This is a genomic window from Amycolatopsis sp. NPDC104863, assembly GCF_055582965.1.
Genome location: NZ_JBVJOW010000001.1, coordinates 1673426 through 1693005, shown reverse-complemented (window position 1 = coordinate 1693005; position 19580 = coordinate 1673426). Strand labels below are relative to the sequence as shown.

Below are 19580 nucleotides of genomic sequence, written 5' to 3'. Positions count from 1 at the left end.
TGTCATGTCGGTGTTTCAAGGCGGTGCCGGGCTCAGCCGGCGTGGATTCCTGATCGGCACCGGCGGGCTCGCCGCGGCCGCGGCGCTCACCGCGTGCGGCAGCGGCGGCGACAAGCCGGCGGCCGCCGCCTCGGGGCCATGGGAGTTCACCGACGACCGCGGCCAGAAGGCCGCCCGCGACCAGCGGCCGTCCCGCGTTGTCGCCTACGCCAGCTCGGCCGCCGCCCTGTGGGACTACGGCGTCCACCCGCTGGGCGTGTTCGGCCCGCAGAAGACGGCCGACGGCGGCAAGGAGATCCAGGCCGGCAACATCGACCTGAACGCCGTCACCTCGATCGGCAACGCCTGGGACGACTTCAGCATGGAGAAGTTCGCCGCGCTCAAGCCGGACCTGGTCGTCACCGGCCTGACCGGCGCCAAGCCGACCGACCTGTGGGTGCTCAAGGACGACCTCGGCCCCAAGGTGCAGGCGATCGCGCCGATCGTCGCGATGTCGGAGTACAAGGTCACGCTGCCCAAGGTGATCGAGCGCTACGAGCAGCTCGCCGTGGCGCTGGGCGGCGACGCGAACTCCGCGGCCATCAAGAAAGGCAAGGACGACTTCCGGAAGGCGTCCGACGACCTCAAGGCCGCGCTCAAGGCCAAGCCCGGGCTCAAGGTCCTCGTCGTCTCCAGCGACAAGGACAACCTCTACGTCTGCAAGCCGGAGTTCTTCTCGGACCTCGCCTACTACCGCGAGCTGGGCATGGACATCGTCGACGGCGCCGGCCCGGACGAGTACTTCGAGACGCTCAGCTGGGAGCAGGCCGGCAAATACCCGGCCGACCTGATCCTCTCCGACAGCCGTACCTTCGCCCTGTCGCGCCAGCAGCTGGGGGCGATCCCGACGTGGGCGCAGCTGGCCCCGGTGAAGGCGAACCAGGTCGCCGACTGGTCGACCGAACCGCGGTTCAACCCGGTGCTCGCGGCCCCGGTCGTCCAGAAGCTGGCCGACGTCGTGAAGGGCGCCCGCACCGACATCACCGCCTGAGGAGGCTCCCGTGACCAACCCGTTCGAAGACCCCGACGGCACCTACCTGGTGCTGGTCAACGCCGAGAACCAGCACAGCCTGTGGCCGGAGTTCGTCGACGTCCCGGCGGGCTGGACGGTCGCGTTCGGTCCCGCGGGCCGGCAGGCGTGCCTGGACCACGTCGAAGCGAACTGGACGGACATGCGGCCGAAGTCCCTGGCCGACGCCATGGACGACTGAGCACCGCGGCGCCGGGAGCCCGCCCGGGTTCCCGGCGCTGTCAGTGCCGGACGTGGTAACGCAGGTGCGTGACCGACTTCGCGGCCCGCGCGTCGATCTGCTCGAGATCGAGCGGCGGGACGCCGTCGAAGAGCCGGGACCCGGCGCCGAGCATGAGCGGGGCCACGTGCAGCCGCATCTCGTCGATCAGCCCGGCGGCGAGGTACTGGTTCACGGTGTGGGCGCCCCCGTGGATGGAGATGCCCCCGTCGCCGGCCGCCTCACGGGCGCGGGCGAAGGCGGCCTCGATCCCGTCGGTGACGAAGTGGAACGTGGTGCCGCCCTCCATCGGCTGCGGGTCGCGCGGGTGGTGGGTGAGCACGAAGACCGGGCCGTGGTACGGCGGGTTGTCGCCCCACCAGCCGGTCCAGGGCCGGTCCCAGTCGCCACGGATGGGGCCGAACATGTTGCGGCCCATGATGAACGCCTTCGCGGTCATCATCCTCGCGAACTCGTCCGGGTGCGTCTCGGCGCCTTCGCCGAACCAGGCGTGCAGCTTGTCGCCCCAGCCGTCGCCACCGTCGTCGCCGAAGGGGCGCTGTTCGGTCTGGTTCGCCCCGGCGGCGTAGCCGTCGAGGGAGATCGTGAGGTCGCAGGTCACCGTCGTCATGAGCACCAGCTTGGCGGGCCGGACCCATGGCGTCCAATGCCAAACCGGGCGCCGACACATTGATAATGTTGATGAATGCTGAACCTGGTCCAGCTCGAGGTGCTGGCCGCGGTGGCGCGGCACGGCTCGGTGACCGAGGCGGCGCGTGAGCTGCACTATTCGCAGCCGTCGGTGAGCCACCACCTGTCCCGGCTGGAGGCCGCCACCGGCGCCCGGCTCGTCCAGCGGGTCGGCCGCGGCATCCGGTTGACCCCGGAGGGCAGGCTGCTGGCCCACCGGGCCGCGGAGATCGTCGGCCGGGTCGACGCGGCCGCCACCGAGCTGGCGTCGCAGGTCGGCCTGCGGGCGGGAGTCGTGCGGCTCGCCGCCAACGCCTCCACGCTGGCCACGATCGTGCCGAAAGCCGCCGCGAAGCTGGCGCTGGTGCATCCGGGACTCCAGCTGAGCCTCGTCGACGAGCACCCGGTCGAAGCGCTCCGCATGCTGCGCCACGGCGAAATCGACATCGCCGTCGTGTTCAACCACGTCGCAGGCCCGGGCGAGGAGGGCTTCCGGCTGCGTCACCTCGGTGACGATCCGATCCACCTCGTCACCCGGGAACCCGGCGACCGCCTGGAGAACCACCGCGACTCCGGGTGGATCGGCGGCTGCGCCCGGTGCCGTGAAGAGCTGGACACGGTGTGCGCGCGAGCCGGTTTCACCCCGCGCATCGCCTCGCTCAGCGACGACATGGTCGTGGTGCAGTCACTGGTCGCCGCCGGCGCGGGCGTCGCCATCCTGCCCGGGCTCGCGCTGGAAGCCCACCGCCGTCCCGGCATCCACACGACGGAGACCGGGGTCAGCCGCCGGATCCACGCCGCGACCTATGGCGACCCGCCCGACCCGCCCGCCGTCGCGGCGGTGCTGGACGCGCTCGCCGAAGCGACCGGGTGACCGGCACGCTGTCCTGACCAGGCCGCCCAGAGCGTCGCGTACTGACCGCCGGCGGCGACCAGCTCGTCGTGCGTCCCGGACTCCACCACGGCGCCCGCGTCGAGGACCACGATCCGGTCCGACGCCGCCGCCTGGGTGAGGCGGTGCGCGACCACCAGCGCGGTCCGGCCTTCCAGGGCCGCCGCGGCCGCGGCCTCCAGCACCCGCGACCCCGCGCTGCCCGCCTCGGCCGTGGCCTCGTCGAGGATCGCGATCGGCGGGTCGGCCAGCACCAGGCGGACCAGGGCCAGCTGCTGGGACTGCGTCACGGTCAGCTGGTGACCGCCTTCGCCGACCACCGTCGCGAGGCCGTCCGGCAGGCTGTCGACCCAGGTCAGCGCGCCCACCTTCGCCAGCGCGGCCCGCAGCTCGGCGTCGGTCGCCGCCGGGCGCGCGAGGCGCAGGTCGTCGGCCAGCGGGCCCGCGAAGACGTGGACCTCCTGGCTGATCAGCGCGACCGTCCGGCGGGTGGCTTCCGGGCCCAGCTCGTCCAGCCCGACGCCGCCGAGCGTGACCGAACCCGTGTCCGTGCGGTGGATGCCGGCGATCAGCTTGGCCAGCGTGGTCTTGCCGGCCCCGCTCGCCCCGACCAGCGCGACGCGTTCACCAGGTGCGACACCGAGGTCGATGTCCCGCAGCACCGGATGACCGTCCACATAGGAATAGCCGGCCGCCGCCGTCTTCACCGACGCGTCGGCCGGACGCGCCGGGTGCGCGGGCTCCGCTTCCGCGGGCAGGTCGGCCACGCCGATCAGCCGCGCGAGGCTGGCCGCGGCCGCCTGGGCGTCGTCGACCAGCGCGAGCGCCGTCGTGATCGGCCCGAAGAGGCTGTGGAAGTACAGGGCCGCCGCCGTCGCGACCCCGACCGTCACCGCGTCGGCCCCGACGAGCAGGAACCCCATCGCCAGCACCGCCGACAACCCGACGAACTCCGCCAGGTTGAGCCGCGCGTAGAACCGCGTCACCAGCCGGATCCCGCGCAGCGCCAGGTCGACGGCCGTGTCGGACCGCTTGCGCACCCGGTCGAGGTGGGTGTCGGCCAGCCGGAACGCGCGGACGGTCTTCGCGCCGCCGATGGTGTCCAGCAGCTGCTGTTGCTGGGCGCCGACGGCCTCGCGCTGCCTGGCGTACAACGGCTTCGCACGCGGCACGTACCAGCGGACGGTCCACAGCTGGATCGGCACGGCCACCAGCGCGGCGAGCAGGAACCGCCAGTCGAGCACGGCCAGCGCGCCCAGCGTGAGCAGCACCGTCAGCACCGAGCGGCCCAGCTCGGGCAGCGCCTGCCGGACGCCTTCCGCGACCACCGAGACGTCGTTCGTCACGCGCGCGGTGAGGTCGCCGGAGCCGGCTCGCTCGAGCTGTTCCAGCGGCAGGCCGAGGGCGCGCTCGACAAACCGTTCGCGCAGCTCGGCCAGGATCGTCTCGCCGAGGCGCGCCACCATCGAGACGCCGATCGCGGTCGCGACCGCCTGGGCGAGCGCGACCAGCACCAGGCCGACGATGGGCGTGACGAGATCGCTCGCGGGGTGGCGCGTCGCGACGAGGTCGACCACGCGGCCCAGCAGGGGAGCGGTGAGCAGGCCGATCGCGGTGGCCGCGACGAGCATCGTGGCCGCGGCGGTCGCCCGGCCCTTGGATCGGCCGAGCAGCTCGCCGACGACGGCGCGGATCCGGCGGCCGTCGGCCACGGGGAGGAGTTCGCGGGTCATGACAGCACCACCGCCCGGTAGTCGGCGCGACCGGCCAGCTCGCGGTGGCTGCCTTCGCCCGCGATCCGCCCGTCGTCGAGCAGGACGACGCGGTCGGTGGCGGCCAGCAGCGCCGGACTGGTGGTCACGAGGATCGTCGTGCGGCCACGCCGCAGCTCGGCCAGGCCCGCGGCGATGCGGGCCTCGGTGACGGTGTCGACGGCGGTCGTCGGGTCGTGCAGCACGAGCACCGGCGCGTCCACGGCCAGCGCGCGTGCCAGCGCGACCCGCTGGCGTTGGCCGCCCGACAGTGACCGCCCGCGTTCGGTGACGGCGGTCGCGACGCCGTCGGGCAGCGCGCTCGCCACCTCGTCGACGGCGGCCGCGGCCATCGCTTCGCCGCTGCGGGGCCCGGTTTCGACGTTCTCGGCGAGCGTCCCGGCGAAGAGGTCCGCGTCGTGTGCGGCGACCAGCACCACCTCCCGGACCCGGCTCGGGTCCACAGTGGACAGGTCGACCGAGTCGACCGACACCGAGCCGGCCGCGGGATCGGCGGCGCGGCCGAGGCAGTCGAGCAGGTCGGTCGCGGCGGCGGGGTCGGTGGCGACCACCCCGAGCAGCTCACCCGGCCGCGCTTCGAAGTCGACCTCACGCAGGGCGCCGCGGCTCAGCGCGGACAGCCGCACGTGGCCGCTCGACGGCTCGGGCAGCGTCGCGGAACCTTCGCCGACCGCGGGCGGCGCGGTGAGCACGTCGGCGATGCGCCCGGCCGACGCCCGGCCCTGCGCGAGCTCGCCGTTGACCCAGGCGAAGATCGAGAACGGCGTGATCAGGTACTGCGCGAGCCCGACCGCGGCGACCAGGTCGCCGACACTGATGTCGCCGGCCGCGGCGAGGTTTCCGCCAACCAGCGCAACCAACGCTATGAAGATGCCGGTGAGGCCGAGCAGCGCGCCGTTGTGCCAGGCCTGGGCGCGGGCGGCTCTCAGCGTCGCCCTGAGTGAGTCCTGGCTGGTCCGCCGATAGCGGTCGACGGCCGCCCGTTCCGCGCCGACCCCCTTGAGCACCCGCAGGCCCGCGACGAGGTCCGTGGCGATGCCGGAGGCGAAGGCGGAGCGTTCCTGCTCCGCCTCGCTGCGGCGTTCGAGGGGCTTTCCGACGAGATGCGCGAGGTAGAGCATCGGCGGCGTGCCGAGCAGCACCAGCAGGCCGAGCGGGACCGACATCGTGAGCAGCACGACGGCGCTGACGAGCAGCCCGGCGAGCCCGGCGACGGCGAACGGCAGCACGCTGTTGAGCTGGCCGACACGCTTCGCGTCCGACGTCCCGATGCTCACCAGCTCACCGGCGAGGTTGCCGGACTCCGCGCCGCCACCGGGGTGCAGCACGCGGCGGCCGACGTCGAGCCGCAGGTCGTGGGCGGCGCGTTCGGCGGCGCGTTCGCCGAAGCGGGCGCCCAGGCGGTAGCTGGTCGACAGGCCGGCGAAGAGCACCGCCAGGACCGCCAGCCAGAGCAGCAGCGTGCCCACCGACCCCCCGGCGACCGCCTGGTCGATCACGACGCCGATCACCACCGGGACCAGCGCCTCACCGCCTTGATGGCCCGCGGTCAGCAGCGACGCGAGCGCCACCGACTTCCGTTGCCCGGCGATCGAACGGCGGAGGACTTCCCGTCCGGTCGTGCTCACCCGCGCCTCCCTGTCCAGCTCTATGGATAGGTAAGGCTAGTCTAAGTAAGGAACTCACGGGGAAACGGTCGGCTTCGTCTCAGTTCGCGATTCGGTCGCCGGCTCCCCGAAGCGGGCGAGCGCCAGCGCCGCCAGCACGGCGAGCGCAAACCCGGCGATCGCGACCACGACGAACCCGGGCCGCGTCCGGTCGCCGAGCGCGAGCACGCCGACCAGCGAGGGGAACACCGTCTCGCCGAGCACCATCATCGCGGTCGAGGTGGTGACGCTCCCGCGTTGCAGGGCCGTCGCGTAGAACAGCATCGCCAGCCCGCCCGCGACCGCGACGGTGTAGGTCGCGGGGTCGGTGAGCAGGTCCAGCGGCGCGAGGCTGGGGATGATCCGCCCGGAGATCGCGACAACACCGAAGCAGAGCCCGGCGACGAGCCCGAGCGCGGGTGTCCGCACCCGGCGTGGCGCCTTCCCGGCGACGACCCCGGCGCCGGCCAGCACGAGCACGGCGCCGATCAGGACCAGCCGGAACCCGAGCCCGACGGGGTCCGACCCCTCACTTTCCGCGGCGGCGCCGAGCAGCCCGAGCCCGGCGCACACCACGGCGATGGCGGCCCACTCCCGCCGTCCGAGCCGGACACCGAGGAACCGCGCGGCGACGGCGGTCACGGCGAGGCTCGCGGCGAGCGCGGCCTGCACGACGAACAGTGGCAGCACGTGCAGGGCGACGATCTGCGCGACGAAGCCGAGGACGTCGAGCGACAGCCCGAGCACGAACTTCCACTGGCCGAGCACGCGCACCAGCAGTTTCGGGTCGACGCCGTCGCCGCCCGTCTCGGTCGCCTGCGCGGCGACGGACTGCATCACGGACGCGACGCCGTATGCACATGCCGCGCCCAAGGCGCAGAGCAGACCCCACCACATGCCGATCACTCTATTTTGTCGGACCCGTGGGGTAGGTTCCGGTCATGTCGAACACGAGTTCGAAGACGCACCGGTCGTGGCCCGCCCCGCTGGCCACCGACGAGCTGCGCCTCCAGCTGGACTTCCTGCAGTTCCTCCGAGCGACGGCGGTGAACAAGGTGGCGGGCCTGACCCGCGACCAGGCGGCGGCGACCCCGCTGCCGACGTCACCCCGGTTGAGCGCACTGGGGGTGCTGAAGCACCTGACGGCGGTCGAGCGGTGGTGGTTGTCGATCGAGGCGGGGGGAGTGGACCTGCCGTCGCTGTGGGTGGGGACGCCGGACCCGAGCTGGGATTTGGCTCCGGAGGACACTCCGGCGTCGGTGGTGGCGGCGTATCGCGCGGAGTGGGCCCGGTCGGAGAAGTCGCTACGGAGGTTGGGTCCGGACGACAAGACCCGGCGGCGGTCGGAGTTCACGGTGCGGTGGGTGGTGGCGCATGTCGTTCAGGAGACTGCGCGGCATTTGGGGCATTTGGATGTGCTGAGGGAGTTGGCGGATGGGGAGGTGGGTGAGTGAGGGAGGGGTGAGGTTGGGGCGGCGCGGGGATGGCGGCTGGGCGGTCGCTCCGGTTGGCAAGGTCGCGGGCGGCGCAGGCGACCTGGCCGTGCGGGGCCGCCTTGCCGGTTGAGACGGGCTGGTTCGGTTGGCTGGGCGGGTCGCTTCGGTTGGCCGGGCGGTGCGGGCAGGTCGGACGGCGCAGGCGAAGTGGCCGGGCGGTGCGGGCATTGCGGCCGGGCGGCGCGGGCCAGGTCGCCGGTGGTGCGCGGGCGCGGTGACTGGGCGGGGTCGCTTCGGTGGCCGGGCGAGGCCGCCTTGCCGGTTGATGCGGGTTGGTTCGCGGAGGCAAGCGGCCGGGCCGGTGCTGCGTCAGTGCCGGCCGACTTCGGGCGGTGGCCGCCTTGCTCGACCAGCGCGGGCCGGTTCGGGAAGTGCGGCCGATCGGTCTCTGTTTCGGGCGAGTGCGGCTGGGGCGGCGATCGAAGCGGCCGCCAGTTGGTCTGGGCGGCACGGGCGGTCTGCCGCGGTGCGGTTTCCGCGCGGTTCGAGGCTGCCTCGGGCAGCGCGGAAAATCGCGTGACCGGCTCGCTAACCTGACTCCGTGGCCGTCGTTGCGGGATACCGCCGATTTACCGGCCCCCTGGCCCTTTCCGGGTGCCAGCGGGGTTTTGGTGCCACGCGCGCGGCCGGCGCTGCCTGAACGGCGCCCGTCCGATCCACCATGATCGCCGTCGCACCGACCTGCCGGGTGTCCGGGCCAGGGGGAGCTCATCTCCCTCAACCGATCCGCACGCTCCGGAGGTCCGTCATGCCCGCAACCCTCACCCGCGCCCAGCTCATCCGCGATCTCGCCGTCCGTGATCTCACCGATCCGGCCGCCGGGCCGCACGCCGTCCAGCTTGTCGTCGACCACGCCGTCGCCGCGGTGGCCGGCCGGTGGGACTGCGCCGTCCGGTGGTGGCCCGGCGATCGCGTGGTCACGGTCGCCGACAACTACGACAACCTCGGCTACGACCCGGCCGACGTCACCCGCGACGCGCGCTACACCCGCTACGTCGACGACGGCCACATGCTGCGCAGCCACTCCAGCGCGATGGTCCCGGCGGCGCTGCGGGCACTGGCCGCGAGCCCGGCCGACGACGTCCTGCTCGTCTGCCCGGGCGTCGTCTACCGGCGCGACAGCATCGACCGGCTCCACAGTGGCACCCCGCACCAGCTCGACCTGTGGCGCCTCACCCGCCGGCCGCTGGGCCGCGCCGACCTGGAAGACATGGTGACGTCGCTGCTAAAAGCCCTGCTGCCGAACCGGAACTGGCGGCTCGAGGACCGCCGCCACCCGTACACAGTGGACGGCGCCCAGCTCGACGTCGACCACGACGGCGAGTGGGTCGAGATCGCCGAGTGCGGCCTCGCCCACCCCGCGGTCCTCGAGCGCGCCGGCCTGCGCGACGGCTGGTCGGGCCTCGCGCTCGGCCTGGGCCTCGACCGGATGCTGATGCTGCTCAAGGGCATCCCGGACATCCGCCTCCTGCGCTCACCCGACCCGGCGGTCGCCGCGCAGCTCACCGACCTCGCGCCCTACCGTCCGGTGTCGGCTCTGCCCCCGGTCCGCCGCGACCTGTCCATCGTGGTCGCGGCGCACGACCGCGCCGAAGACCTCGGCGACCGCGTCCGCGACGCGCTCGGCGAAGACGCGGCCGTCGTGGAGTCGGTCGAGATCCGCGAGGAGACACCGTGCGCACAGCTGCCGCCGCCGGCGCTGGCCCGCCTCGGCGCTCGTCCGGACCAGAAGAACCTGCTGGTCAGGCTGGTCCTCCGCCCGCTGGGCACCACGCTGTCCGACCACGAGGCGAACGTCCTGCGCGACCGCGTCTACGCGGCCCTGCACCAGGGGAGCGCCCACCAGTGGGCGGCGGAGTGACCCCGTAGGGTGTGGCCATGGCAGATCGGCTCTACTTCCGGCAGCTGCTCGCCGGGCGGGACTTCGCTGTCGGGGATCCCGTTGCGACGCAGATGGTGAACTTCGCCTACCTCATCGGCGATCGGGAGACGCGGGACGCGGTGCTCGTCGACCCGGCCTACGCCGTCCAGGATCTGCTGGGGGTCCTTGAGGCCGATGGGATGCGGCTTACCGGGGTGCTCGCCACGCACCACCACCCCGACCACGTCGGCGGCGACATGATGGGCTTCTCCCTGCCCGGCATCGCCGAGCTGCTCGCCCTCCAGCCGGTGCCGATCCACGTCAACGGGGCCGAGAGCGAGTGGGTCCGCCGGGTCACCGGGGTCTCCGACACCGATCTGCGCGCGCACGACCACGACGACGTGCTCGAGGTCGGCGGCATCCCCATCCGGCTGCTGCACACGCCCGGGCACACGCCGGGCAGCCAGTGCTTCCTCGTCGAGGACAAGCTCGTCTCGGGGGACACGCTGTTCCTCGAAGGCTGTGGCCGCACCGACTTCCCCGGAGGTGACGCCGAGGAGATCTACCGCAGCCTCCAGGCGCTCGCCGGCCTGGCCGGGGATCCCGTCGTCTACCCCGGGCACCAGTACTCGGCCGAGCCGTCGGCCGCGCTGTCGGAGGTGAAGCGCACCAACTTCGTCTACCGGCCGCGGTCGCTGGACGAATGGAAGGTCATGTTCGGCGGCTGACGGCGGTCTCGATCGAGGCCGCCGCCTTCGTCGCCAGCTCGCCCAGCTCGGCCAACGACACCGCGGCCGTCAGCGCGCCCCACACGCTGACCACCGCCAGCGGCCGGCGCCGCCGGTCGAGCACGGCGGCCGAGACCCCGTACAGGTTCGTCTCCATCTCGCCGACGCTCAGCGCGTACCCCCGCTCGCGCACGCCGCCCAGTTCGGCGCGCAGCCGGTCGCGGTCGACGATCGTCGAGTCCGTGTAGCGCGTCAGCTCCTCCGGCAGCAGGCTCGCGACCTCCGACCACGGCAGCGCGGCGAGGAACGCCTTTCCGGTCGACGTCGCGTGCAGCGGCGCCTGCCAGCCCAGCCAGCGCGCCGAAAGCACCGCCGACGGCACGGCTTCGTCCACATAGGTCAGTCCGAACTGCCGCGGCACGGCCAGGTTCGCCGTTTCGCCCGTCTGCTCGGACAGCGAGACGACGGTGTCGTGCGCGCGCCGCACCAGGCCGTCGACGCCGGCGCCCGCGGCCCAGCGGTCGGCGGTCAGGCCGATCGTGTAGCGGTTGCTCGCCGGGTCGCGTTCGAGGACGCCGTGGTGTTCGAGGGTGGCCAGCAGCCGCCACGCCGTCGCGCGGTTGAGGCCGCACTGCTCGGCGAGCGTCGCCGCGGTCTCGCCGAGCGGGCCGGCGTCGGCGACCGCGTCCACCAGCGCGACCGCCCGGTCCACCGACTGGACGCGCCCGGTTCCCTTGTCCTCCATGCGGGTCCTCCCTCGGCGGGCAGCCTAGCGAGCGCCCGTTCGGACGCTTGACGGCTCACCGCGCCCGTCCGTACCGTCGCGCATTACGAACGAGAATCGCACATTATGCGACGGAGGTCTTGGCATGCACTTCGCCCTCACCGACGAGCAGCGGATGGTCGCCGACACGGTCGCCGCCTTCGTGCGGACCGAGCTCTACCCGCACGAAGACGAGGTCGAACGGCTGGACGAGGTCCCCGCGGAGCTCGCCGCGCAGATCCGGAAACGCGCGCTCGAAGCCGGGCTGTACGCGCCGAACATGCCCGCCGACGTCGGCGGGGGCGGCCTCGACGGGGTCGGGGTCGCGCTCGCCGAACGTGAGCTCGGGAAGGCGTCGTACGCCCTGCATTCGCTGGTGGCGCGGCCGAGCAACATCCTGCTCGCCTGCGAAGGCGCACAGCGCGAGGAGTACCTGCTGCCGACCGTGCGCGGCGACCGCACCGACTGCCTCGCGATGACCGAACCCGGCGCCGGCTCCGACGTCCGGTCGATGACCACCCGCGCCGTTGCCGCCGGGGACGACTACGTCATCACCGGCGGCAAGCACTTCATCAGCCACGCCGACGTCGCCGACTTCGTCATCCTCTTCGCGGCCACCGGCGTCGAAGCCAGCGGGAAGAAGCGGATCACCGGGTTCCTCGTCGACCTCGACACGCCCGGCGTGACCGTCCGGAAGGCCGCGGGCTGCGTGTCCAACCGCGGTTACCACACCTGCGAGCTGCTCTTCGACGACGTCCGCGTGCCCGCCGGGAAGCGGCTGGGTGAGGAGGGCCGCGGCTTCGACCTGATGAACGAGTGGCTCGGCTCGACCCGGCTGTCCGTCGCCGCCACCTGTGTCGGGCGGGGCCGGCGCGTGCTGGACATGACGACCGAGTGGGCCGCCCGGCGCGAGCAGTTCGGGCAGCCGATCGGGCGCTTCCAGGGCATCGCCTTCCCGCTGGCCGACCTCACGACCGAGCTGGAAGCGGCGGAACTGCTCACCCTGCGCGCGGCCTGGAACTTCGACCAGGGGCGGCTGAGCGACCGCGACGTCGCGATGGCCAAGCTGTTCGCCTCCGAGACGCTCGGCCGGATCACCGACCAGGCCGTCCAGGTCTTCGGCGGGCTGGGCCTGATGGCCGAAACGCGCGTCGAGCGGTTCTGGCGCGACGCGCGGCTCGAGCGGATCTGGGACGGCACCAGCGAGATCCAGCGGCACATCATCGCGCGGTCGCTGCTGCGTCCGCTGGGCGCGTGAGCGCCGGGCTGCGCCGCCTGCTCGCGCCGCGGCACGTGGTGGTCGCCGGGGGCGCGGCGGCGGCCGAGGTCGTGACGCGCTCGCGGGCGCTCGGCTACGCCGGCGAGATCTGGCCGGTGCACCCGCGCCGCGCCGAGCTCGCCGGCCTGCCGTGCTTCCGGTCGGTGGCGGACCTGCCCGCGGCGCCCGACGCGGCGTTCCTCTCCGTGCCCGCCCGGTCCACTGTGGACCTTGTCGCCGCGCTGGCCGCGCGCGGGGCCGGGGGCGCCGTCTGCCACGCGTCCGGGTTCGCCGAAGCCGGCGACGCCGGCCTCCAGGCCGAACTGCGCGAAGCGGCCGGGAACCTGCCGGTGCTGGGGCCCAACTGCCTCGGTTACGTGAACTACCTGGACGGCGTCGCGCTGTGGCCGGAGCAGCACGGCGGGACGCGGGTCGGGCGCGGGGTCGCCGTGCTGAGCCAGAGCGGGAACGTCGCGCACAACCTGTCCATGCACCGGCGCTCGCTCCCGCTGGCCTGCCTGGTGACCGTCGGGAACGCCGCCGTGACCGGGGTTCCGGAGCTGCTCGACACCCTCGCCGCCGATCCTCGCGTGACCGCGATCGGCCTGTACCTGGAAGGGATCGACGACCCGGCGGCGCTGTGCGCGGCCGCAAGACGAGCCCTCACGCGGGGAGTGCCGGTGGTCGCCCTGAAGGCGGGGACGTCGGAGCTCGGCGCCCGCGCGACGGCGAGCCACACCAGCGCGCTCGCGACGTCCGATGTCCTCGACTCCGCGTTGTTCGCGCGCGCCGGGATCGCTCGTGTGCACAGTCTGCCGTCCCTCGTCGAGACGCTCAAGTTCCTCCACGTCCACGGCCCGCTCGAAGGCACGTCGATCGTGTCGGCGAGCTGTTCGGGTGGGGAAGCGGCGTTGGTCGCCGACGCCGCGGCCGGGCGCGGGCTCACGCTGCCGGACTTCCCGGCCGCCACCCGCGAGCGCCTGGCCGGAGTGCTCGGTGACCGCGTGGCCGTGGCCAACCCGCTCGACTACCACACCTACATCTGGGGTGACGCTCCCGCGCAGGAAGCCTGCTTCACCGCGCTCCTGACCGCCGGCGCGGACCACCACCTGCTGGTGCTCGACGTCCCGCGCGAAGACCGCTGCCGCACGGCCGAGTTCATGTCCACAGTGGACGCGTTCGTCGCCGCGCACCAAACGACGGGCGCCGCGGCGAGCATCGTCAGCACCCTGCCGGAAAACCTGCCGGAACCCCTGGCGCAGCGGTTGCTCGCCGCGGGGATCACTCCGATGCAGGGCCTCGGGGACTGCCTCGACGCGGTCGCGGCGGCGGCCGGGATCGGGCGGGCCCGCGCCCGGCTGGAGCCCGGCCCCCTGGCCGTTTCGAGCGCACGAGGGCCGGTGGTCCAGCTCGACGAGTGGCAGTCCAAACAGGACTTACGGACCTGGGGGCTGCCGGTGCCGGAAGCCGTGCTCACCGACGCTAATGGAGCCGTCGACGCGGCCGAAGCGGTGGGGTTCCCGGTGGTGCTCAAGGCGGTTTCGCCCGCACTGGCGCACAAGACCGAAGCCGGTGCGGTCCGGCTCGACCTGCGTGATGCCGAAGCCGTCCGGCTCGCGGCAAAGGAGCTGACGACGATCTCGCCCCGGTTGCTCGTGGAGCGGATGGTCACCGGCGTGGTCGCCGAGCTGCTCGTCGGGGTGCGCGCCGACCCGCGGTTCGGGCTCGCGCTCACCGTCGGCAGCGGCGGCACGCTCGTCGAGCTGGTCGCCGACACCACGACCGTGCTGCTGCCCGCGACGCGGGACGACTTCGCGGCCGCCGTCCGCGGGCTGAGAGCGTTCCGGCTGATCGCGGGGCACCGCGGCGGCCCGCCCGGTGACTTCGAAGCCGTGCTCGACGCCATGGAAGCCGTTGCCGCATACGCCCTTTCGGCGGCGGAGTGGCTGGTCGAACTGGACGTCAACCCGCTGCTCGTGCTGCGGCAGGGTATCCGGGCCGCGGACGCCGTGGTCCGCCGTTCCACGGGCTGACACACCGGTTGTTCACGGACTGGGAGTGACCGTCCACGGATTGACTTCCCCTCCGCGGGGCTCGAAGCTCGGGACCACGCAAGCCCGAACATCCCCGTCCCCGGGAGAAATCCGTGTCGATTTCCACCACGGGCGTGCTGACGCGCGCCCGGAAACGCGCCGACGAGCCACCGGCGAAACCGGCCCGGCGGCTCGACCTGCGGCGCTGGATCAGCCCGGTGGTGCTCGTCGCCGCCTGGCAGGTCGCCAGCACCACCGGCGTGCTGCCGTCGGACAAGCTCAGTTCACCGTGGACGGTCGTGCAGGCCGGTGTCGAAGTCGCGCGCAGCGGTGAGCTCGGTGACGCGTTCGCGGTGTCGCTCGGCCGGGTCGGCGCGGGCTTCGCGATCGGCGCCGTGGTCGGCGTCCTGCTCGGCATCGTCTCGGGGCTCTCGCGGTGGGGCGAGGCGCTCGTCGACCCGCCCGTGCAGATGCTGCGCACGCTGCCCTTCCTCGGCCTGATCCCGCTGTTCATCCTGTGGTTCGGCATCGGCGAGGAGACCAAGATCGTGCTGGTCGCGCTCGGCGTGGCCTTCCCGCTGTACCTGAACGTCCACTCGGGAATCCGCGGCGCCGACCCGGACCTCGTCGAAGCCTCCCGGGCGCTCGGGTTCAGCCGCGCGGAACGGCTTTGGCACGTCGTGCTCCCCGGCGCGCTGCCGCAGTCGCTCGTCGGGCTGCGGCAGTCGCTCGGCCTCGCCTGGCTCGCGCTGATCGTGGGGGAGACGGTGAACGCCGACGCCGGGGTCGGGTACCTCATCAACAACGCGCGGGAGTTCCTGCGCACCGACGTCGTGGTGGTCGGCCTCGTCCTGTACGCCCTGCTCGGCCTGGTCACCGACGCGCTGGTCCGGCTGCTCGAACGGAAGGTGCTCCGATGGCGGACGCGGTAGCCCGGGTCCGGGACCTGACCAAGCGGTTCGGCGACCGGACCGTCCTCGACGGACTCGACCTGACGGTCGGGCGCGGCGAGTTCGTCGCGCTGCTGGGCCGCAGCGGCTCCGGCAAGTCGACGCTCCTGCGGGTGCTCGCCGGGCTCGACGACCAGGTGCACGGCCGGGTCGACGTGCCCGGGACCGTCTCGGTCGCCTTCCAGCAGCCGCGGTTGCTGCCCTGGCGGAAGGTCTGGCGCAACGTCGTGCTCGGCCTGCGCCAGGACGGTGTCTCGAAGGCGCGGAACCGGGCATTGGCGGAAAAGGCGCTGGCCGAGGTCCACCTGGCCGAGCACGCCGACGACTGGCCGCTGACCCTCTCCGGCGGGGAGGCCCAGCGGGTGTCGCTGGCCCGTGCGCTGGTGCGCGAACCCGGCCTGCTCCTGCTCGACGAGCCGTTCGGCGCCCTCGACGCGCTCACCCGGATCGCGATGCACGGGCTGGTCCAGGACCTGTGGCGGCGGCACGGGCCCGGCGTCCTGCTGGTGACCCACGACGTCGCCGAGGCCCTGCTGCTCGCCGGCCGGGTCCTCGTCCTCGACGGCGGCCGGATCGTCGCCGAACACCGGCCGCGCGAAACCGCCGACCACGACGACCTCCGCCGCCGCGTGCTGGTGGACCTGGGAGTGACCGAAGATGCGCATGCGTAAGGTTTTGCCCGCGATCGCCGCGGTGTTCGTGCTGGCGGGCTGCGGCTCGGCGGCGTCGTCCGGTCCGGCCGCCGTGCCGTCACCGGTCGCCGCGGCGGACCTGGCGAAGGTGACGTTGAAGGTCGGTGACCAGAAGGGCGGCGTGAAGTCGCTGCTCACCGCCGCGGGCCTGCTCGACGGCACGCCGTACAAGATCGAATGGTCCACGTTCACCTCGGGCCCGCCCCTGCTCGAAGCGGCTTCGGCCGGCGCGATCGACCTCGGCCGGGTCGGCAATACTCCGCCGATCTTCGCGGCCGCCGCGAAGGCGAAGGTGGCGGTGGTCAGCGTCGCGCGCAGCAACGTCGAGCGCGAAGCCATCCTCGTGCCGCCCGGCTCGCCGCTGAACGACGTCGCTTCGCTCAAGGGCAAGACGGTCGGGGTCGCGAAGGGCAGCTCCGCGCACGGCCAGCTGCTGAACACGTTGCACAACAACGGGTTGTCCACCAAGGACGTCAAGGTGAGCTTCCTACAGCCCGCCGAGGCCTACGCCGCGTTCACCCAGCACACGATCGACGCGTGGGCGATCTGGGACCCGTACACCGCGCAGGCCCAGATCGAGGCCAAGGCGCGGGTGCTCGCCGACGGGCGGGGCGCGTCGAACGGCCTCGCCTTCGAGACCGCGAGCACCACGGCACTGGCCGACGCGGGCAAGAACTCGGCGATCCGCGACTTCGTCGTGCGGGTGGTGAAGGCCCAGAAGTGGGCCGACACGCACCGGCCGGAGTGGGCGGCGGCGTGGGCCAAGGAGACCGGGCTGAACCCCGAGGTGGCCCAGAAGGCCGTCGACGCGGGCCGCGACCAGCCGATCGCGCTGGACGACTCGGTCGTGCAGTCCGAGCAGCAGCTCGCGGACGCTTTCACGAACGAGAAGACTTTGCCGGGCAAGGTGGACTTCGCGGCGTACGTCGACCGGCGGTTCGCCCCCGAGCTGGATCAGGCGAGGAGCAACGGATGACCATCGGACTGCACTGGTTCCTGCCCACCAGCGGCGACGGCCGCACGATCGTGGAACGCTTCCACGCCAACCGGTCCCAGGGTCCGTCGGCCCAGCGCGAACCGGACCTGGACTACCTCGCGCAGGTGGCCCGCGCGGCCGAGCGGCAGGGCTTCGAAGGCGTGCTGACGCCGACCGGGACTTGGTGCGAGGACGCGTGGCTCACCACGGCCGCGCTGATCCGCGAGACGACCCGGCTGAAGTTCCTGGTCGCGTTCCGCCCCGGCGTCATCTCGCCGACGCTCGCCGCGCAGATGGCCGGCACCTTCCAGCGGCTGTCGCAGGGCCGGGTGCTGCTCAACATCGTCACCGGCGGCGACGCGGTGGAGCAGCGGCGGTTCGGCGACTGGCACGACCACGACGCCCGGTACGCGCGCACCGACGAGTTCCTGACCATCGTGCGCGGGGTCTGGTCCGGGCAGCCGTTCAGCTTCGAGGGTGAGCACCTGAAAGTCGAGGGCGCGACGACGCTGGCCGCGCCGGACCCGGTGCCGCCGATCTACTTCGGCGGCTCGTCCCCGGCCGCGCTGCCGGTCGCGGCCCGCCACGCCGACGTCTACCTGACCTGGGGCGAGCCGCCCGCGCAGGTGGCGGAGAAGATCGGCAAGGTGCGTGCGCTGGCCGGCGACCGGCCGATCCGGTTCGGCGTCCGGCTGCACACGATCTCGCGCGACACCTCGGCCGAAGCGTGGGCGGAGGCCCAGAAGCTCCTGGACGCGCTGAGCCCGGAGCAGGTCGCGAAGGCGCAGGCGCAGCTGGCCGCGAGCGAGTCGGTGGGGCAGCAGCGGATGGTCGCGCTGCACGGCGGCCGCACCGACGGCGGGGTACGCGGGCTGGAGATCCACCCGAACCTGTGGGCCGGCGTCGGTCTCGTCCGCGGCGGCGCGGGCACGGCGCTGGTCGGCAGCCACGGCGAGGTCGCCGACCTGATCGAGGAGTACCACAGCGTCGGCGTCAGCGAGTTCGTGCTGTCCGGCTACCCGCACCTGGAGGAGGCGTACTGGTTCGGCGACGGCGTCCGGCCGGAGCTGGCCCGGCGCGGGCTGCTCAAGGAGTACTAACCCCAGCGGGTCGAGGCGTAGACGACGACGTTGTCCCGATAGGACCGTTTGGCCGCGTCGAAGCTGCCACCGCAGGTGATGAGCCGCAGCGCGCTGCCCGGCGCGGGCCCGTACACCGCGTCGGTCGGGAACGCGTCCTTCGGGTAGCGCTGGACACCGTCCACGACGAAGCGGGTTTCCTGGCCGTCCGAGCGCGCGACGAACACTTGGTCGCCGTCGCGCAGCTCGCGCAGCCGGAAGAAGGGCGCCGGCCCGGCCCGGGAGTCCACGTGTGCGGCGATCACCGCCGGGCCCGGGTCACCCGGCACCGGGCCGGCGGCGTACCAGCCGACGTCTTCGAACTTCGCCGGCGCTTCGAGCTCGTGGTCGGCGCCCAGCCCGAGCGGGACGAGCGCGGCGGCGTCGATGCCGATCGCGGGGATCCGCAGCCGCACCGGCCGGACGTCGGCCGCCGCGGGCAACGGCTGGGGCCCGGTCGCCGTCGGCGCCGAAGCCGTGGACGACGTCGGCGTGGCCGGCGGTGGCGTCGCGGCCGGCGCCGCCGAGCAGCCCGCGGCGAGGGCAGCGACGACGAGCAGGGCGCCGAGGTCAGCGCGCACGAGCCGCCCGGCGTCCCACCACGAGCGCGGCCAGCAGCGCGGCCGCGGCGAACGCCGGCCACAGCGGCAGCCCGGACGACGGCGCGGTGCCGCCGCCCCCGGTCTCGACGCCGAGCCGCGGCGGTTCGGGCAGCGACGCGCCGTCGGAGATCGGGTTCGCCTTCAGCGCCCCGGAGTTCTCGGTGACCAGCAGCGTCGTCGAGGTGCCCGCCTTGACGTCGACGTCGGCGGTGGACTTCACCGCGCCGCCGCTCAGCTGCAGCGGCCAGCGCCCCTGGGGAACGTCGACGTAGTTCGACGTCTGGCCGTACGGGGCTTCCTTCGCGAGCGAGACGCCCTGCGGCCCGTCCACGGTGACCGGGGTGATCGCCGCCGACCCTTCGACGACCCGGACCCGGCCCTTGCCCGCGGCAGGCGGGGTGAGGTCGTCGGTGATCAGGTCGCCCTTGAGCGTGCCGTCGGGCCCGTTCGCGAAGACCAGCAGCGAGTAGGCACTGCGCTCGGCGACGTCGATCGTCGCCGACAGCGCGGGCGGGGTGCTGGACGCGGCGTCGGCGGGCCGCATCGACAGCGTGTACTTGCCGGGGTCGAGCGAGGAGTACGGGGTGACCGCGCCGTACCCGGCCTTGCGGATGACGACCTTCTCGGCCTGGCCGAACGGCGCGAAGTAGATGTCCACCGGCGGCACCTTCGGCGAGAGGTGCCCGACCCGGATCCAGCCGACCCCGGGGCCGGGCGCGGTCGCCGCTTCGGCCGTCACGGGCGTCAGCGCACCGAGCAGAAGCACGGCGGCGGCCAGGCCGGCGGGTCTGAGCAGGAGCTTCGGGAGTGTGCGCATCGGACGGCCTTTCACCGG

General features: G+C 73.2%; 19 protein-coding genes. 12 read left to right on the top strand and 7 right to left on the bottom strand.

Annotated elements, in window-relative coordinates; translation table 11 throughout:
- Nucleotides 1-4: 4 nt before the first annotated feature.
- Both ACZ63J_RS07585 and ACZ63J_RS07580 read left to right on the top strand, forming a co-directional pair.
- Nucleotides 5-1030 (top strand): ABC transporter substrate-binding protein, encoded by a 1026-nt coding sequence (locus ACZ63J_RS07585; protein ID WP_465398512.1) that lies wholly within the window; start codon nucleotides 5-7, stop codon nucleotides 1028-1030.
- Between the two features lie 10 nt (nucleotides 1031-1040).
- The gene (locus ACZ63J_RS07580) at nucleotides 1041-1250 is read left to right on the top strand and encodes an MbtH family protein (protein ID WP_465305384.1); all 210 of its coding nucleotides are present in this window, start codon (nucleotides 1041-1043) and stop codon (nucleotides 1248-1250) included.
- Between the two features lie 40 nt (nucleotides 1251-1290).
- On the opposite strand, the gene ACZ63J_RS07575 is transcribed toward ACZ63J_RS07580, so the two are convergent.
- Nucleotides 1291-1899 carry a dihydrofolate reductase family protein gene (locus ACZ63J_RS07575; RefSeq protein ID WP_465398511.1) on the bottom strand — a complete coding sequence of 203 codons (609 nt, stop codon included), beginning with the start codon at nucleotides 1897-1899 and terminating at the stop codon, nucleotides 1291-1293.
- 75 nt (nucleotides 1900-1974) lie between these two features.
- Here ACZ63J_RS07575 and ACZ63J_RS07570 point away from each other — a divergent pair, with 75 nt between their 5' ends.
- Nucleotides 1975-2832: a LysR family transcriptional regulator gene (locus ACZ63J_RS07570; protein WP_465398510.1), complete on the top strand. Its 858-nt coding sequence runs from the start codon at nucleotides 1975-1977 to the stop codon at nucleotides 2830-2832.
- On the opposite strand, the gene ACZ63J_RS07565 is transcribed toward ACZ63J_RS07570, so the two are convergent.
- From ACZ63J_RS07565 to ACZ63J_RS07555, 3 genes are read right to left on the bottom strand one after another with little or no spacing between them, the layout of a single operon-like run.
- Nucleotides 2763-4583 (bottom strand): ABC transporter ATP-binding protein, encoded by a 1821-nt coding sequence (locus tag ACZ63J_RS07565; RefSeq protein ID WP_465398509.1) that lies wholly within the window; start codon nucleotides 4581-4583, stop codon nucleotides 2763-2765. The genes ACZ63J_RS07570 and ACZ63J_RS07565 overlap by 70 nt on opposite strands.
- Entirely contained in the window at nucleotides 4580-6250 is a 1671-nt protein-coding gene (locus tag ACZ63J_RS07560) for an ABC transporter ATP-binding protein (RefSeq protein ID WP_465398508.1), read from the bottom strand. The genes ACZ63J_RS07565 and ACZ63J_RS07560 overlap by 4 nt, the downstream gene beginning before the upstream one ends.
- A gap of 54 nt (nucleotides 6251-6304) precedes the next feature.
- Nucleotides 6305-7165: a DMT family protein gene (locus tag ACZ63J_RS07555; RefSeq protein WP_465398507.1), complete on the bottom strand. Its 861-nt coding sequence runs from the start codon at nucleotides 7163-7165 to the stop codon at nucleotides 6305-6307.
- 44 nt (nucleotides 7166-7209) lie between these two features.
- Here ACZ63J_RS07555 and ACZ63J_RS07550 point away from each other — a divergent pair, with 44 nt between their 5' ends.
- The 3 genes from ACZ63J_RS07550 (at nucleotide 7210) to ACZ63J_RS07540 (ending at nucleotide 10353) form a co-directional block, all read left to right on the top strand.
- On the top strand, nucleotides 7210-7722 hold the full coding sequence (locus ACZ63J_RS07550; protein ID WP_465398506.1) for a DinB family protein: 513 nt from the start codon (nucleotides 7210-7212) through the stop codon (nucleotides 7720-7722).
- 790 nt (nucleotides 7723-8512) lie between these two features.
- On the top strand, nucleotides 8513-9625 hold the full coding sequence (srmL, locus tag ACZ63J_RS07545; RefSeq protein ID WP_465398505.1) for a PheS-related mystery ligase SrmL: 1113 nt from the start codon (nucleotides 8513-8515) through the stop codon (nucleotides 9623-9625).
- 17 nt (nucleotides 9626-9642) lie between these two features.
- Complete coding sequence (locus ACZ63J_RS07540; protein WP_465305366.1) at nucleotides 9643-10353, top strand: MBL fold metallo-hydrolase; 711 nt, start codon at nucleotides 9643-9645, stop codon at nucleotides 10351-10353.
- Here the strand turns inward: ACZ63J_RS07540 and ACZ63J_RS07535 are convergent.
- The gene (locus tag ACZ63J_RS07535; RefSeq protein WP_465398504.1) at nucleotides 10337-11098 is read right to left on the bottom strand and encodes an IclR family transcriptional regulator; all 762 of its coding nucleotides are present in this window, start codon (nucleotides 11096-11098) and stop codon (nucleotides 10337-10339) included. The two genes, ACZ63J_RS07540 and ACZ63J_RS07535, sit on opposite strands and share 17 nt — an antisense overlap.
- A gap of 124 nt (nucleotides 11099-11222) precedes the next feature.
- Between ACZ63J_RS07535 and ACZ63J_RS07530 the strand changes: the two genes are divergently transcribed.
- The 6 genes from ACZ63J_RS07530 to ACZ63J_RS07505 all read left to right on the top strand — a co-directional run bounded on the left by ACZ63J_RS07530 (nucleotide 11223) and on the right by ACZ63J_RS07505 (nucleotide 18125).
- A complete protein-coding gene (locus ACZ63J_RS07530; RefSeq protein WP_465398503.1) occupies nucleotides 11223-12374 on the top strand; it encodes an acyl-CoA dehydrogenase family protein in 1152 nt (383 codons plus the stop codon).
- Entirely contained in the window at nucleotides 12371-14407 is a 2037-nt protein-coding gene (locus ACZ63J_RS07525; protein ID WP_465398502.1) for an acetate--CoA ligase family protein, read from the top strand. Before ACZ63J_RS07530 ends, ACZ63J_RS07525 begins: the two co-directional genes overlap by 4 nt.
- Nucleotides 14408-14520: 113 nt before the next feature.
- On the top strand, nucleotides 14521-15339 hold the full coding sequence (locus tag ACZ63J_RS07520; RefSeq protein ID WP_465398501.1) for an ABC transporter permease: 819 nt from the start codon (nucleotides 14521-14523) through the stop codon (nucleotides 15337-15339).
- Nucleotides 15324-16028 carry an ABC transporter ATP-binding protein gene (locus ACZ63J_RS07515; protein ID WP_465398500.1) on the top strand — a complete coding sequence of 235 codons (705 nt, stop codon included), beginning with the start codon at nucleotides 15324-15326 and terminating at the stop codon, nucleotides 16026-16028. The genes ACZ63J_RS07520 and ACZ63J_RS07515 overlap by 16 nt, the downstream gene beginning before the upstream one ends.
- The gene (locus ACZ63J_RS07510) at nucleotides 16021-17025 is read left to right on the top strand and encodes an ABC transporter substrate-binding protein (protein WP_465398499.1); all 1005 of its coding nucleotides are present in this window, start codon (nucleotides 16021-16023) and stop codon (nucleotides 17023-17025) included. The genes ACZ63J_RS07515 and ACZ63J_RS07510 overlap by 8 nt, the downstream gene beginning before the upstream one ends.
- Nucleotides 17022-18125: an LLM class flavin-dependent oxidoreductase gene (locus tag ACZ63J_RS07505; protein WP_465398498.1), complete on the top strand. Its 1104-nt coding sequence runs from the start codon at nucleotides 17022-17024 to the stop codon at nucleotides 18123-18125. The genes ACZ63J_RS07510 and ACZ63J_RS07505 overlap by 4 nt, the downstream gene beginning before the upstream one ends.
- Here ACZ63J_RS07505 and ACZ63J_RS07500 read toward each other — a convergent pair.
- Nucleotides 18122-18724, bottom strand: coding sequence for a class F sortase (locus ACZ63J_RS07500; protein ID WP_465398497.1), 603 nt, complete (start codon nucleotides 18722-18724; stop codon nucleotides 18122-18124). The two genes, ACZ63J_RS07505 and ACZ63J_RS07500, sit on opposite strands and share 4 nt — an antisense overlap.
- Nucleotides 18714-19562 (bottom strand): DUF4397 domain-containing protein, encoded by an 849-nt coding sequence (locus ACZ63J_RS07495; RefSeq protein WP_465398496.1) that lies wholly within the window; start codon nucleotides 19560-19562, stop codon nucleotides 18714-18716. The genes ACZ63J_RS07500 and ACZ63J_RS07495 overlap by 11 nt, the downstream gene beginning before the upstream one ends.
- Nucleotides 19563-19580: the final 18 nt, after the last annotated feature.